Below are 13861 nucleotides of genomic sequence, written 5' to 3'. Positions count from 1 at the left end.
GGACCGGCGGGCGGATGGGGAAGAATGGGGGCATGAGCTCGCCACGGTCCCTGCCCTCCGCCAGCCCCGCCGCCCGCGGTCTGCCCCGCGGGGAGGTGATCGGGCGCTACGGCACGTACGCCGACGCCCAGAAGGCGGTGGACCACCTCGCGGACGAGCAGTTCGAGGTGGACCGGATCGCGATCGTCGGCAACGACCTGAAGTCCGTGGAGCAGGTCACCGGCCGGCTCAGCTACCCGAAGGTCGCGGGCCAGGGCGCGCTCAACGGCATGGTCTTCGGAGCCTTCCTGGGGATGATCCTCTCGCTGCTGGGCGGGGAGCAGTGGCTGTCCACGCTGCTGGTGTCGGTGCTGATGGGCGGGGCCTTCTGGATGCTGCTGGCCACCATCACCTACGCGATGCAGCGCGGGAAGCGGGACTTCACCTCGACCAACCAGATCGTCGCCACCTCCTACGACGTCGTGGCCGCCCCCGAGGTGGCCCAGCGCGCCCAGCAGGTGCTGCGGGGGCTCCGGGGGCTGCAGGGCCCGCCCCGGCCGGCGACCGGGCCGCGACCCGGTCCGCAGCTGGGCCCGCCCCCGGCCCAGCACCCGGGACCGCCCTCGGCCGGTGCCGGGGCCCCGTGGCAGCGGCCCCCGTACGGCGCCCCCGCGGAACGGGCTCCCGGCCCCGAGGATCCCGGCCCGGCCGGCGGGGGCGAGCAGGCCGCCGCGCCCGGACCCTCCGCGACGTTCTACGACCTGCCCGACGGCCGCCCCCAGTACGGCATCCGGCTCCCCGCCGGGCAGGAGCCCGGAGGACAGGACGCCGGGCGGGGTCCTGCCGCACCGGGTTCCGCCGGGCCGGAGCCCGGTGCGCAGGACGCCGGGCGCGGTGCTCCCGGGCAGGCTCCCGCCGGGCCGCGGTCCGGCGGGCAGGAGACCCGCGGACAGGACGCCGGCGGGCAGGAGTCCCGCGGGCAGGACGCCGGCGGGGGCGAGCCGCCCGCCGGCGGGAGCACGTCCGCCGGCGCCCCGCGCTGACGGGCGCCGGCGGGAGGCTCAGCTCGGGTCCACGCCCTCCCGGGCGTGCCACAGCCCGGTCATCCACGCCTCGACCTCGTCCGGGGTGCGGGGCAGCCCGGAGGAGAGGTTGACGTTGCCGTCCTCGGTGATCAGGACGTCGTCCTCGATCCGCACGCCGATCCCGCGGTACTCCTCCGGCACCGCGAGGTCCTCCGCCTTGAAGTAGAGGCCCGGCTCGATGGTGAACACCATGCCCGGCTCGATGACCCCGTCCACGTAGAGCTCCCGCTTGGCCTGCGCGCAGTCGTGCACGTCGAGGCCCAGGTGGTGGCTCGTGCCGTGCGGCATCCACCGCCGGTGGTGCTGGCCCTCCGCGGAGAGCGAGACCTCGGCGGGCACGGGCAGCAGCCCCCAGCTCTCCAGCCGCCGGGCCAGGACCTCCATGGCCGCGGCGTGCACGTCCCGGAACCGGTTGCCGGGCACCGCGGCGTCGAACGCGGCGTCGGCGGCGTCGAGGACCGCCTGGTAGATCCGCCGCTGGACGTCGCTGTAGCGACCGTTCACGGGCAGGGTGCGGGTGATGTCCGCGGTGTAGAGGGAGTCGGCCTCCACCCCCGCGTCCACGAGGATCAGCTCCCCCGGGATGACGCGGCCGGTGTTGCGGATCCAGTGCAGGACCGTGGCGTTGTTGCCGCACGCCGCGATGGTGTCGTAGCCGAGGTCGTTGCCGTCCGTGCGGGCTCGGGCGAAGAAGGCGCCCTCGACCATGCGCTCGCCGCGGTGGCGGTGGCCCGCGGCCGCGGGCAGCACGTGCACGATGTCGGTGAAGCCGGCGATGGTCGCGTCCACGGCCTCGCGCAGCTGGCCGATCTCGTGCTCGTCCTTGACGAGGCGCAGCTCCGAGAGCGCCTCGGCGAGCTCGCCGTCGAGGGCGTCCGAGGACTCGAGGTCCACCCCGGTGTTGATCCGGGAGGTGTCGACCAGGGCGTCGACGTTCAGGTCCACCTCCCGCACGAGCCGGATCCGCAGGCCGCCCAGCGCGGTGGGCCCGGCGTTCTTGGTGATCGCGTCCTCGAGGCCCCCGAGGTCGCGGGTGCGCAGCCCGCAGGCGGTCCCGAGCTCCTCGAGGGTGGGCCGGGGGCCGACCCAGAACTCGCCGTTCTTGGCGTCGGCGTAGAACTCCTTCGAGTCCCGGCCGGCCATGGGGTGGAAGTACAGGGTGGCCTCGTGGTGGCCGCCGTCGTCCCCCGCGCCCTCCTCGACGGGCTCGAGGACCAGCACGGCGTCGGGCTCGTGGTCCACGCCCAGACCCGTGAGGTGCGCGAACGCGGAGTGCGGGCGGAAGCGGTAGTCGGTGTCGTTGGAGCGGACCTTGAGCGGTCCGGCGGGAAGCACGAGCCGCTCGCCGGGGAAGCGCTCGGAGATCCGCCGCCGCCGCTGCGCGGCGAAGTCCGCGACCGGGGCCCGCTCCACCTCGGCGGGCTCCGCCTCGGCCCACTGGGACGCCATGAACTGCTGGAAGGCGGCGGAGTCGGGGCGCTGGGACCGGTTCTCGACCCGGTCCGAGAGCGGCTGCGCGCCGTCCTGGGGTGTCGTGCTGTGCTCTGTCATGATTCCTTTCCTCGTGTCGTCCGTCTCATCGTGCCACGGGAGGCGGCGGGCCGTCCGGTCCGCGGCCGGTATCGTGGAGCGGGTGAAGATCGACCTGCACACGCACTCGTCCGACTCCGACGGCACGGAGAGCCCGGCGGACGTCGCCCGTGCGGCGCACGCGGCGGGCCTGGACGTGTTCGCCCTCACCGACCACGACTCCACGTCCGGGTGGCGGGCGGCCGGGGACGCCGCCGTGGCCCTGGGGGTCGCCTTCGTCCCGGGCATGGAGATCTCCTGCACCACCGGTGACGGGATCTCGGTGCACCTGCTGAGCTACCTGCACGACCCGGAGGAGCCGGGGCTGCTCGCCGAGGTCGAGTCCTCCCGCTGCTCCCGGCGCACGCGGGCCGAGCGCATGGTCGAGCTGCTGTCCGAGGACTACCCGATCGACTGGGACGTGGTCCTGGAGCACGTGCACGAGGGGGCCACCGTGGGCCGCCCGCACATCGCCGACGCCCTCGTCACCGTGGGCGTCGTGGAGAACCGCACCGCGGCCTTCGCCTCGGTGCTGCACAGCCGCTCCCGCTACTACGTCCCCCACTACGCTCCGGACCCGGTGCACGCGGTCCGCCTCGTGCGGGCTGCGGGCGGCGTCCCGGTGTTCGCCCACCCGCTCGCCGCGGCCCGCGGGCGGGTGGTCGGCCCGGAGGTCTTCGAGGCCATGATCGACGCCGGCCTCGGCGGACTCGAGGTCGCGCACCGGGACAACCCCGACGACGCGCGGGCCCGCCTGGTCCGGATGGCCTCCGAGCACGACCTGGTGGTCACGGGCTCCAGCGACTACCACGGCGCCGGCAAGCCGAACCGGCTGGGCGAGAACCTGACGTCCGTCCAGTCGCTCGTGCGGATCGAGGAGCAGGCCGTCTCCGGCGTGTCCGTGCGCTACCCCTGAGCGTTCCGCCGCCCCTGCTTCTACCACCCGACGGCCGCCGCCACGCCCCGCTCGGACCGCCGACGGCGGTGAGATCGCTCACGTCGGGCCCCGTGCCCCGAGGGCCGTCCTGCCCCGTCACGACGGGCCGGAACGGCCGATCCGGGGCCCGCCGCCGCCCCGGGCCGGCCGTCGGCCGTGTGTTACGTTCGCCCAGGCCGCTCCCGGACGTGCGTCGACGCAGCAACGCCCCCCGCGCGGCACCCTCCTGATCAGCCGGCGGCCGGCGCCCCGCAGTGCCCTCCGCCCCGACGAAAGGACCTGCATGCCGCCCGCCGACATCGAACCGCCCTTCGGGCTCCTCCTGACCCTCGGTCTCCTCGTGCTCTTCTACGGGGGGACCTTTCTCATGTCCGTGCGCATCGGGCACCGGAAGGAGAACGCGGACAGCTACATGACGGCCGGTCACGGGGTCGGCTTCGGCGTCTCCGCGGCGTCCATGACCGCGACCTGGATCTGGGCGTCCTCGATGTACGCCTCGGTCACGTCCGGCTACACCTACGGGATCTCCGGGCCCATCCACTACGGGCTGTGGGGCGCGCTGATGATCCTGTTCATCTACCCGTTCGGCCGCCGGATCCGCAAGGTCGCCCCGCACGCCCACACCCTGGCCGAGGTCATGTACGCCCGGCACGGGCGCTCCAGCCAGCTCATGCTCGCCGGCTCCAACGTGGTGGGCAGCGTCATCAGCCTCATGTCCAACTTCATCGCCGGCGGCGCGCTCATCTCGATGCTCTCGCCGTTCAGCTTCGTGCAGGGCGTCGTCGTCATCGCCGTCGGCGTGCTCCTGTACACGCTGTGGTCCGGGTTCCGGGCCTCGGTGCTCACCGACTTCGCCCAGGTCGTGGCCATGCTCGGCGCGGTCGTGATCATCGTCCCCGCGCTCTTCTTCCTCCTGGGCGGGCCGTCGCTGTTCACCGAGGGCGCCCGGAACCTGACCCCCGAGCAGGGCACCTTCTTCTCCGGCGACGCCTTCCTCAACCAGGGCGCGCCCTACATCGCGGCGGTGCTGGCGTACGCCATCGGCAACCAGACCATCGCCCAGCGGCTCTTCGCCGTGCGCGAGGACCTCATCCGGCCGACCTTCGTCACCGCGACCATCGGCTACGGCGCGACCATCATCGGCATCGGCATGATCGGCGTGCTCGCCCTCTACGCCGGGCTCGAGCCCGTCGGCGGGGACACCAACAACCTGCTGCCGCAGATCGCGGCCGGCTACCTGCCGGGCATCCTGCTGGCGGTGTTCTTCGTCATGGTCATCGGCTCGCTCTCCTCGACCGCCGACTCCGACCTCTCCGCCCTGTCCTCGATCACCATGGCGGACATCTACGGCCAGGGCGTGCGCAGCCGGGGCCGGAAGGCCGACCCGCGGACCATGCTGCTCGTCGGCCGGCTGACCATGCTCGTCGCCACGGCCGTGGCCGTCGTGTTCGCGAGCCTGCAGCTGAACATCCTCGACCTGCTCGTGTTCGTGGGGGCGCTCTGGGGCGCGCTGGTCTTCCCCGTCATCGCGAGCTTCTACTGGGGCAAGGTCACGAACCGGGCGTTCACCGTCTCGGTGCTCGCCGCGCTGGCCGTGTTCCTGCCCGTGCGCTTCGGGGCCGTCCCCGGCACGGGCCTGCTGCCGCTGCTCGTCGAGGTCCTGGCCGTCGTGGGCGTGGGCGTGGTCCTGGGCCTGATGGTCTTCGGGTTCCTCGGCACCCGCCCGGCCCTCGTCGTCGGCCTGCTGGGCTCCCTCGCCTCCGCGCCGTTCGTGCTGGGCTTCCTGCGCGACTACGAGGCCCTCACGGGCTCCCTCGTCGCCTACGCGGTGAGCACGGTGGTGTGCTGGGCGATGTCCGTGCGCCACCGCGACGACTTCGACTTCGCCTCGATCCGGCGGCGCACCGGCGACTTCACCGACGACCCCGCCGACGAGTCCACCGAGAGCCCGGCCGAGCAGGCGCTCACCGCCCGCGGCGCGCTCTGACCTCCCGACGACCCCGAAAGGACGCCCATGTCCCCGCTCGCCCTCACCGTCTACGTCCTCGTCTGGCCCCTCCTGGTGGCCGGCACCCTGGCCGTGATCTGCACCGCCTTCGGCAAGGAGGCGGCCGCGGCCCGGCGCGAGGGGAACGACCTCGTCTGAGCCGTTCCCCGCGCACGACGACGTCGGGCCCGGACCGCCTCGTGCGGTCCGGGCCCGACGCCGTCACCGGGGGTGCCCGTGCTCAGTCCCACACGGTCGCCCCCGGCAGGCGGGCGCGCATGACCTCGATCGCCTCCGGGTTCCGGTCCACGCACACGAACCGCCGTCCCAGCTGCCCGGCGGCCGCGCCGAGCGTTCCGGAGCCGGCGAAGAAGTCCAGCACCCAGTCCCCGCGGGCGGAGCTGGCGGCGACCATCCGCCGCACGAGGCCCACCGGCTTCTGCGTGGGATAGCCGGTCTTCTCCCGGCCGGTGGGGGAGACGATGGTGTGCCACCACACGTCCGTCGGCAGCTTGCCCAGGCGGACCTTCTCGGGGGTCACCAGGCCGGGGGCCATGTACGGCTCCCGGTCCACCTCGGCGCTGTCGAACAGGTACCGCTCGGGGTCCTTCACGTACACCAGGACGTTGTCGTGCTTGGCGGGCCAGCGGCGCCGGGAGCGCCCGCCGTAGTCGTAGGCCCAGATGATCTCGTTCAGGAAGGACTCGCGCCCGAAGATCGCGTCCAGCATGACCTTGGCGTAGTGCACCTCCCGGTAGTCCAGGTGCAGGTACAGCGTCCCGTCGTCCGCGAGCACCCGCCAGGCCTCCCGCAGGCGGGGCTCCAGGAACCCCCAGTAGTCGGCGAACGCGTCGTCGTAGCTGCGCAGGGCCCCCAGCACGGTCGTGTAGGAGCGGCCGGCGAAGCCGGTGCGGTCTCCCGCGCCGGCGGAGGCCGGGGTCACGGTGGACTCCCGCCGGCGCTGGGTGCGGCCCGTGTTGAAGGGCGGGTCCACGTAGATCATGCGGAAGGCCCCGCCGGGCAGCCGCCGCAGGAGATCCAGGTTCTCCGCGGCGACCACCGCGTCGGGGCCCTCGGCGTCGAAGACGAAGGGGCTCACTCGGCGGCGGTGCCGTTCGGCTCCTGCCGGGCCCCGCCGCCACCGCGGCGGCGCCGGCGGCGGCGGGTGGTGCCGTCCGGGGTGCGCTCCACCGAGGTCTCCCGGGGCACCTCGCGGGTCCGCTCCCGGGTCGTCTCCCGAGGGGCGGCGGGCGAGGCGGCGTCGTCCCGGCGGCCGCGGCCCGCACCGCGGCCCTCGCCGCGGCCGGCACCGCGGTTCTCGCCGCGGCCCTCACCGCGCCGGGCGCCGCCGCGCTCGCGCGAGCGGCCGTCCCGGCCGTCGCCGCGCGGGCCGCTCTTGCGCCCGCCGGGCTCGCCGAGGTCCTCGAGCACCTCGGCGCCGAGCCCCTCGTGGGTGCGCTTGGACCGGGGGAGCCGGCCCTTGGTGCCCTTCGGGATGCTCAGCTCCTCGTACAGGTGCTCGGACGAGGAGTAGGTCTCGCGGGGCTCGGGGATGCCGAGCTCCAGGGCCTTGTCGATCAGCCGCCAGCGCGGGACGTCGTCCCAGTCCACGAACGTCACGGCCGTGCCCTTGTTGCCGGCGCGGCCGGTGCGCCCGGTCCGGTGCAGGTACGTCTTCTCGTCCTCGGGGCACTGGAAGTTGATGACGTGGGTGACGTCCTCGACGTCGATGCCGCGCGCGGCGACGTCCGTGGCCACGAGCACGTCGACCTTGTTGTTGCGGAACGCGCGCAGCGCCTGCTCGCGCGCGCCCTGGCCCAGGTCCCCGTGCAGCGGGGCGGCGGCGAAGCCTCGGCCGATCAGCTCGTCCGCGAGCTTGGCCGCGGCCCGCTTGGTCTTGGTGAACACGATGGTGCGGCCCCGGCCCTCGGCCTGCAGGATCCGCGCCACGACCTCGTCCTTGTCGAGGTGGTGCGCCCGGTAGACCACCTGGCGGATGTCCTTCTTGGTGGCGCCCTCGTCGGGCGCGGCGGCCCGGATGTGCATGGGCTTGGTCATGTAGCGGCGGGCCATGGCCACCACGGGCCCGGGCATCGTCGCGGAGAAGAGCATGGTCTGGCGGACCTCGGGTACGGCCGAGAGCAGCTTCTCGACGTCGGGCAGGAAGCCGAGGTCGAGCATCTCGTCGGCCTCGTCCAGCACCACGGCCCGCACGGCGGAGAGGTCGAGGTGGCGCTGCCGGTTGAGGTCGATGAGCCGGCCGGGGGTGCCGACCACGACCTCGACGCCCGCCTGGAGCTCCTCGATCTGGGGCTCGTAGGCGCGGCCGCCGTAGATGGTCGCCACCCGGGCGTTGCGGGTCCGCGCGGCGGTCGCCAGGTCGTGGCCGACCTGGACGGCGAGCTCGCGCGTGGGCACCACGATGAGCGCCTGCGGGGCGCCGGGCTTCTTCAGCTGGTCCCACCCCGCGTCGCCGCGGCCCACGACGCGCTGGACCACGGGGATGCCGAAGCCGAGGGTCTTGCCCGTGCCGGTCTTGGCCTGGCCGATGATGTCCTGGCCGGACAGCGCCACCGGCAGGGTCATGGCCTGGATGGGGAAGGGGTGGACGATGCCCTCGGCGGCGAGGGAGTCCACGATGTCCTGGCGCACGCCGAACTCGGCGAAGTCCTGGGGCAGCGGCTCGGGGTGCTCGGTGGTCTCGACGACCACCTCGGGGGTGCCCTCGAGGGCGGCGTCGTCGTCGGGCGCGGCGGCCGGTGCGGTGTCGGTGATGTGGTCGGTCACGGTCGGGTTCCTTCGTTCGGGCACGCCCGGCCGGGGGAGGGGACCGGGGTCCGGGCCTCCGGGCCGCCGTGCTGGCGGCCGCCGGGGGCGTGCGTTGGGTGGAAGCCGATCGTGAGCGTGCGCCGCCTCGACCGGGCAAGCCACGGGTTCGTGGCGCCCGGATCCGGTCCTGCGCGGGGCCGCCGTCGGGGGCCTGTCCGCGGGGAGCGGGGGCGATGAGGTGTCTGTCGTTCGTGGGATCGCGGGTACGACCGGTCATCCAGTGCGCTTAACAGTGTAGCCCGACGACCGCGCACCCTCCGTGCGGTCGTCGGGCCGGGCCGCCGTGGCCGGCGGACGGGGTCTCAGTCGTCCTTCGTGAAGGGCATGAAGCCCACGGGCCGCTTCTGCTCGGCACCGACGGCGGCGTAGCCGATGGCGCCGCCGGGGACGACCGTCACGTTGCCCTTCGTGTCGGTCAGGGTCAGCGGGGACCCGGCGGAGACGGCGGCGGTGATCAGCTCCACGGCCTCCGGCGCCTCGAGGGCGGACTCGACGACGATCTCCCGGGCGACGTGCTGAACACCGATCTTGATTTCCATGGTTCCTCCTGGGCGGGGCTGCGGGATGCGTCCCGGTCAGTCTAGGAGGGCGCTACTGCCAGTCCTCGTCGATGATCGAGATTCCGCCCCAAGCTAAACGGAAGATCTGGCGCTGGGCCTCCGCCCGCCCGCCGGTGCCGGGGTTGCGGATCCAGTGCACCGCAGCGGTCTGCGCCATGCCGGTGAGGGAGCGCGAGACGAGCACCGCGTGCGGGTGGCTCAGCCCCGCGTTGGGCCCGAGGACCCCGGCGATCGAGTCGGCCACGGCCAGGTGGAAGTTCTCGAAGCGCTCCGCGACCTCGGGGTCCGCCAGCAGGTCCGACTCGAAGATCAGCCGGTGGGCCTCCGGGTTGGCCTCCACGAAGCCGAAGTAGACGTCCAGCATGGACTCCACCCGCTCGCGGTTCACGTCGCTGGCCTGCAGCGCCGAGACGAGGCCGAGGGAGAGCTCCTGGAGGTAGTGGTCCACGAGGGCGAGGTAGAGCTCGCGCTTGCCGGGGAAGTGCTGGTAGAGCACGGGCTTGCTCACCCGGGCGGCGTCGGCGATGTCGTCCATGGACGAGCCGTGGTAGCCGTTCGAGGAGAACACGGTCAGCGCCGTCTCGAGCAGCTGCCGCCGGCGGGCCTCGCGCGGAAGGCGCGCGGGGCGGCCTCTCCTGGTCTCAGTCATGAACCGTTCCTCCTCAACCGGCCGGCGGCGCCGGCCGAACGACTGCCGGCCTACCCCGCGGCGCGGGGACGGCGGGTGGCCTCCGGCGGCGCCGCGGCGGCCGGGGCCTCGGCCCGCTCCGCGGCGGGCGCGGGGACCTCGATCCCGTAGAGCGCCTCGAGGCCGGTGATGTACTCGTCCTGCCGGCCCTGCGCGGCGAGCTCGCGCGCGCGGACGGTGGGGGTGTGCAGGAGGGAGCGCACCATGCGGCGCATCGCGAGCTCGATCTGCTCCTGCGCGGCCGTGCACCCGTGGTGGGCGGTGACCTTCTCCAGCTCGGCGTCCAGGACGGCCATGGTGTGCTTGCGCAGGGCGACGATCGCGGCGTCCATGTCGCGGGCGTCCTGGCTCGCGGCGAACTCCTGGGCGGCGCGCTCGACGATCCCGCTCGCGGCCTCGACGGACTCCCGGGTCTCCTCCGGGGCGGCCACGCGCACCGACTCCAGGGTGATGAGCTCGACGCCGGGCAGGTCCGCCACGGCGGGGTCGAAGTCCCGGGTGAGGGCGAGGTCGACCACGGTGCGGGACCCGGCCGGGAACGCGGCGGCGCCCATGGGGGCGGAGCCGCCGCTGCAGCCGATGACGACGTCGGCGCGCTCCAGGGCGGCGTCCAGCTCCTCGGTCCCCACCGGCGTGCCGCCGCGGTTCTCCGTGAACTGCCCGGCCCGTCCGGACGCCGAGTACACCTCGATGTCGGCGCAGCCACGGTCGCGGAGGGCGGCCATGGTCGCCCCCGCGTAGGCGCCCGTGCCGAAGACGAGGGCCCGCCGCGACGTCCAGGTGCCGGCCGTGACGTCGTCGGCGAGGTCCAGGGCCACGGAGACGATGGAGCGGCCGCGCTCGCCGAGGGCGGTCTGCGTGCCCACCTTGCGGGCGGTGCGGGCGGCCGCCTCGAACAGCCGCAGGAGCTTGCCGGAGACCGTCCCGGCCTGCTGGGCGTCGTTGAGGGCGCGGCGGACCTGCCCGGTGATCTCGCGCTCGCCCACCACGGCGGACTCCAGGCCGGAGACCACCGTGAAGAGGTGGCGCGCGGCGCCGGAGTCGGTGAAGGCCCGCAGGGAGCCGGCCACGAACTCGGGGTCGAGCCCGGCGCGGGAGCCGATCTGCTCGGCGAGATCGGCCAGCACCCGGTCCAGCGCCGCCCCGGAGGAGGTGCCCGGCACGTCCTCGAGCTCGCCGTAGATCTCGAGCCGGTTGCACGTCGAGAGGGTCACGGAGCCCCGGAGGGCCCCGCCGCTGACCATCTCCTCGGACAGCCCGAGCGCACCGGTGCTGAGACGCGCAACGGTGTTCAGATCGACGTTCTGGTGGGAGGCGACGAGTGCGAAGAGGACCACAGTGCATTCATACTAGACGGTCACCGCGGATTCGCGCCTCGGTGACGTCCGAGAGAACGCTCACGTCCGCCCCGCCCGCCCGTCCCGGCCCCCGGTGACGCTGCGTCGGTAAACGACGTCGGTGTTCCTTGGCACAATGGGAGCACTATGCCTACCACCCCTGAGACGGCGAGCACGCCGGACACGTCGACCGCAGCCGATCCCGGGCACCCCACGGGCGGCATCCACCCCTCGACGGCGTTCCGGCGCCTCACCGGATCCCTCGGGGCGCTGCCGCAGGGCCATCCGCTGCGCTCCGCCGGCACGCTGGACGCCCCGCTGCTGCAGGCCCTCACGGGGCGCGCGCCCGACCGCCGCCCGGTGTGGTTCATGCGGCAGGCGGGCCGGTCGCTGCCGGAGTACCGGTCCCTGCGCCAGGGCACCGCGATGCTCGACGCCTGCCTGGACCCCGCGATGGCCGCGGAGATCACGCTCCAGCCGGTGCGCCGGCACGACGTCGACGCCGCCATCTTCTTCTCCGACATCGTCGTGCCCATGCGCGTGGCCGGCGTGGACGTCGAGATCGTCCCGGGCCGCGGGCCCGTGCTGGAGCGCCCCGTGCGCACGGCCGCCGACGTCGCGGCCCTGCCCGAGCTCGCCGAGGGGGCCCTCGACCCGATCCGCGAGGCCGTCGCCCGCACCGTCGCGGAGCTCGGCACGACCCCGCTCATCGGCTTCGCCGGGGCGCCGTTCACCGTGGCCGCCTACATGGTCGAGGGCGGGCCCTCCCGCGACCACCTGCTGCCGCGCACCATGATGCACGCCGACCCTGCGGCCTGGCGGGCGCTCGCGGAGTGGGCGGCCCGGACCTCCGGGGCGTTCCTGCGCGCCCAGGTCGAGGCCGGCGCCTCGGCCGTGCAGCTCTTCGACTCGTGGGCGGGGTCCCTGTCCCTGGCCGACTACACCGCGCACGTCCTGGAGCACTCGGCGGCCGCGCTGCGCGCCGTCGAGGACCTCGCCGTGCCCCGCGTCCACTTCGGCACGGGCACGGGCGAGCTCCTCGTCGCGATGCGGGACGCCGGCGCGGACGCGGTGGGCGTGGACTACCGGATCCCCCTGGCGGAGGCCAACCGGCGGCTCGGCGGGACCACGGTGCTGCAGGGCAACATCGACCCGGCCCTGCTCGCCGCGCCCTGGCCCGTGCTGGCCGAGCACGTGCGCGAGGTGCTGCGCGGCGGGGCCTCCGCGCCGGGGCACGTCGTCAACCTGGGCCACGGCGTCCCGCCGGGGACCGACCCGCAGGTGCTGACCGACCTCGTCTCCTTCGTCCACGACCAGCCGCTGGAGCAGTCCCCGGGCGGTGGCCGGCCGTGAGCGCGGAGCCGGACGGCACGCCCGCCCGACGGACCCCGCCCCGCTCCGCCCTCGTGGTCGGCGGCGGCGTCTCCGGGCTCGTGGCCGCACGCGACCTCGCCGCCCGCGGGCTGCGCGTCACGCTGGTGGAGGCCGAGGACCACCTCGGCGGGGCCGTGGGCGCCCACCAGGTCGCGGGCCTCGTGCTGGACTCCGGCGCCGAGTCCTTCGCGACCCGCTCCCGGGCGGTGCCCGACCTGCTGGAGGAGCTGGGGCTCGGCGAGCGCGTGGTGCACCCCAACCGCTCCGGCTCGTGGCTGTTCCTGCCGGAGGGCGCCGTGCCCGCGCCCGACTCCGGGATCCTGGGCATCCCGGCCGACCCCACGGCCCCCCGGCTGCGGGCGGCGCTCGGCCGGGCCGGCATGCTGCGCGCCGGCCTCGACCGCAGGCTGCCCGCGTTCGTCGGCATGACCGAGCGCTCCCTCGGCGGTCTCGTCCGGGCCCGGATGGGGGAGCGGGTGGTCGACCGGCTCGTCGCGCCCTTCGCCACGGGCGTGCACTCCGCCCATCCCGACGACCTCGACGTCGACGCCGTGGCCCCCGGCCTGCGCCGGGCCCTGCGCGAGCACGGCTCCCTCGGCGCCGCGGCCGGGGCCCTGCGCCGCGCCGCGCCCGCGGGGGCCAACGTGGCCGGGCTGCGCGGCGGCATGAACGCCCTCTCCGAGACGCTCGTGCACGACCTCGAGCGGGCGGGCGTGAAGCTCGTCACCGGCTACGACGTCATCGCCCTGGACCGCGACCCCCGGCGCGAGGGCTGGATGGTCATCCAGCGCCAGCCGCGCCACGGGCACAAGACCGCCGTGGCACGCGGCGAGCTGCTCGTGCTGGCCACCGACGGCACGACCGCCGTCCGGCTCCTCGCCGGCCACGAGGAGGACCTCCAGCGCTTCGCCCCCGAGCCGGGACCCCAGGTGGCCCTGGCCACGCTCGTGGTCGACGAGCCGCGCCTCGACGGCGCCCCCCGGGGCACCGGCCTGCTCGTGAGCGAGGACGCCCGCGGCGTGCGCGCCAAGGCCCTCACCCACGCGAGCGCCAAGTGGGACTGGGTCCGGGAGGCCGCCGGTCCCGGCCGGCACGTGCTGCGGCTCTCCTACGGCCGCGCCCAGACCGACGCCACCGCCGTGCCCCCGGAGGTGGCCCTGCCCGACGACCAGCTCATCCGGCTGGCCCTCTCCGACGCCTCGACCCTCCTGGGAATGCCCCTGCGGCCGGGCCAGCTCGCCGGCGCGGACATCGTGCGCTGGCGCTCCGCGCTGCCCCGCGCCGGCGTCGGGCACGCCCGGCGCGTCGCCGAGTTCCGGCGGGCGCTCGAGGTGCTGCCCGACGCCGTCGCGGTCGGCGGATGGCTCGCGGGCACGGGCCTCGCCTCCGTCGTCGCCGACACCCGATCCCAGGTCCGCGCCCTGCTCGCCGAGGCGGGCGTCCCGGACACCGCCGCGCCGGCCGCCTCCGAGCCGGCCCGGACCCCACCGACCAGCACCCGACGAAAGGACTGAGC

At 74.8% G+C, this 13861-nt stretch carries 12 protein-coding genes; 6 read left to right on the top strand and 6 right to left on the bottom strand.

Annotated elements, in window-relative coordinates; all coding sequences use genetic code 11:
• Window positions 1-32: 32 nt before the first annotated feature.
• Window positions 33-1022, top strand: a complete 990-nt coding sequence (locus tag ACPYN7_RS10490) for a general stress protein (RefSeq protein ID WP_424347605.1) — start codon at window positions 33-35, stop codon at window positions 1020-1022.
• 18 nt (window positions 1023-1040) lie between these two features.
• Here ACPYN7_RS10490 and ACPYN7_RS10485 read toward each other — a convergent pair whose 3' ends face one another.
• A complete protein-coding gene (locus ACPYN7_RS10485) occupies window positions 1041-2615 on the bottom strand; it encodes an aminopeptidase P family protein (protein ID WP_424347604.1) in 1575 nt (524 codons plus the stop codon).
• A gap of 82 nt (window positions 2616-2697) precedes the next feature.
• On the opposite strand from ACPYN7_RS10485, the gene ACPYN7_RS10480 reads away from it, so the two are divergent.
• From ACPYN7_RS10480 to ACPYN7_RS10470, 3 genes are all read left to right on the top strand, one after another.
• Window positions 2698-3549 carry a PHP domain-containing protein gene (locus tag ACPYN7_RS10480; RefSeq protein WP_058874812.1) on the top strand — a complete coding sequence of 284 codons (852 nt, stop codon included), beginning with the start codon at window positions 2698-2700 and terminating at the stop codon, window positions 3547-3549.
• A 304-nt stretch (window positions 3550-3853) separates the two neighbouring features.
• A complete protein-coding gene (locus tag ACPYN7_RS10475; protein ID WP_424347603.1) occupies window positions 3854-5557 on the top strand; it encodes a sodium:solute symporter family protein in 1704 nt (567 codons plus the stop codon).
• A gap of 27 nt (window positions 5558-5584) precedes the next feature.
• On the top strand, window positions 5585-5716 hold the full coding sequence (locus ACPYN7_RS10470; protein ID WP_231738415.1) for a putative transporter small subunit: 132 nt from the start codon (window positions 5585-5587) through the stop codon (window positions 5714-5716).
• Window positions 5717-5798: 82 nt separating this feature from the next.
• On the opposite strand, the gene ACPYN7_RS10465 is transcribed toward ACPYN7_RS10470, so the two are convergent.
• From ACPYN7_RS10465 to ACPYN7_RS10445, 5 genes are all read right to left on the bottom strand, one after another.
• The gene (locus ACPYN7_RS10465) at window positions 5799-6656 is read right to left on the bottom strand and encodes a DNA-methyltransferase (protein WP_424347602.1); all 858 of its coding nucleotides are present in this window, start codon (window positions 6654-6656) and stop codon (window positions 5799-5801) included.
• Window positions 6653-8344, bottom strand: a complete 1692-nt coding sequence (locus tag ACPYN7_RS10460) for a DEAD/DEAH box helicase (RefSeq protein ID WP_424347601.1) — start codon at window positions 8342-8344, stop codon at window positions 6653-6655. The genes ACPYN7_RS10465 and ACPYN7_RS10460 overlap by 4 nt, the downstream gene beginning before the upstream one ends.
• Before the next feature lie 344 nt (window positions 8345-8688).
• Window positions 8689-8925 (bottom strand): DUF3107 domain-containing protein, encoded by a 237-nt coding sequence (locus ACPYN7_RS10455; RefSeq protein WP_058874809.1) that lies wholly within the window; start codon window positions 8923-8925, stop codon window positions 8689-8691.
• 52 nt (window positions 8926-8977) lie between these two features.
• Window positions 8978-9595 (bottom strand): TetR/AcrR family transcriptional regulator, encoded by a 618-nt coding sequence (locus ACPYN7_RS10450; RefSeq protein ID WP_058874808.1) that lies wholly within the window; start codon window positions 9593-9595, stop codon window positions 8978-8980.
• 50 nt (window positions 9596-9645) lie between these two features.
• On the bottom strand, window positions 9646-10971 hold the full coding sequence (locus tag ACPYN7_RS10445; RefSeq protein WP_058874807.1) for a glutamyl-tRNA reductase: 1326 nt from the start codon (window positions 10969-10971) through the stop codon (window positions 9646-9648).
• A gap of 147 nt (window positions 10972-11118) precedes the next feature.
• Between ACPYN7_RS10445 and hemE the strand changes: the two genes are divergently transcribed.
• Both hemE and hemG read left to right on the top strand, forming a co-directional pair.
• A complete protein-coding gene (gene hemE, locus ACPYN7_RS10440) occupies window positions 11119-12324 on the top strand; it encodes a uroporphyrinogen decarboxylase (protein ID WP_082697155.1) in 1206 nt (401 codons plus the stop codon).
• A complete protein-coding gene (hemG, locus tag ACPYN7_RS10435; RefSeq protein WP_424347600.1) occupies window positions 12321-13859 on the top strand; it encodes a protoporphyrinogen oxidase in 1539 nt (512 codons plus the stop codon). Before hemE ends, hemG begins: the two co-directional genes overlap by 4 nt.
• Window positions 13860-13861: the final 2 nt, after the last annotated feature.

The sequence above is a fragment of the Kocuria sp. CH-021 genome (genome assembly GCF_049716185.1).
Lineage (GTDB): Bacteria > Actinomycetota > Actinomycetes > Actinomycetales > Micrococcaceae > Kocuria > Kocuria cellulosilytica.
The sequence above is the reverse complement of the archived record's forward strand: the minus strand, read 5'-3'. Positions and strand labels throughout refer to the sequence as shown.

Excerpts from the sequence above, each read along its gene's own strand:
- ACPYN7_RS10475 (WP_424347603.1), top strand. The coding sequence starts at position 3,854 with ATGCCGCCCGCCGACATCGAACCGCCCTTCGGGCTCCTCCTGACCCTC.
- ACPYN7_RS10470 (WP_231738415.1), top strand. The coding sequence starts at position 5,585 with ATGTCCCCGCTCGCCCTCACCGTCTACGTCCTCGTCTGGCCCCTCCTG.
- ACPYN7_RS10455 (WP_058874809.1), bottom strand. The coding sequence starts at position 8,925 with ATGGAAATCAAGATCGGTGTTCAGCACGTCGCCCGGGAGATCGTCGTC.
- ACPYN7_RS10485 (WP_424347604.1), bottom strand. The coding sequence starts at position 2,615 with ATGACAGAGCACAGCACGACACCCCAGGACGGCGCGCAGCCGCTCTCG.
- hemE (WP_082697155.1), top strand. The coding sequence starts at position 11,119 with ATGCCTACCACCCCTGAGACGGCGAGCACGCCGGACACGTCGACCGCA.
- ACPYN7_RS10450 (WP_058874808.1), bottom strand. The coding sequence starts at position 9,595 with ATGACTGAGACCAGGAGAGGCCGCCCCGCGCGCCTTCCGCGCGAGGCC.
- ACPYN7_RS10490 (WP_424347605.1), top strand. The coding sequence starts at position 33 with ATGAGCTCGCCACGGTCCCTGCCCTCCGCCAGCCCCGCCGCCCGCGGT.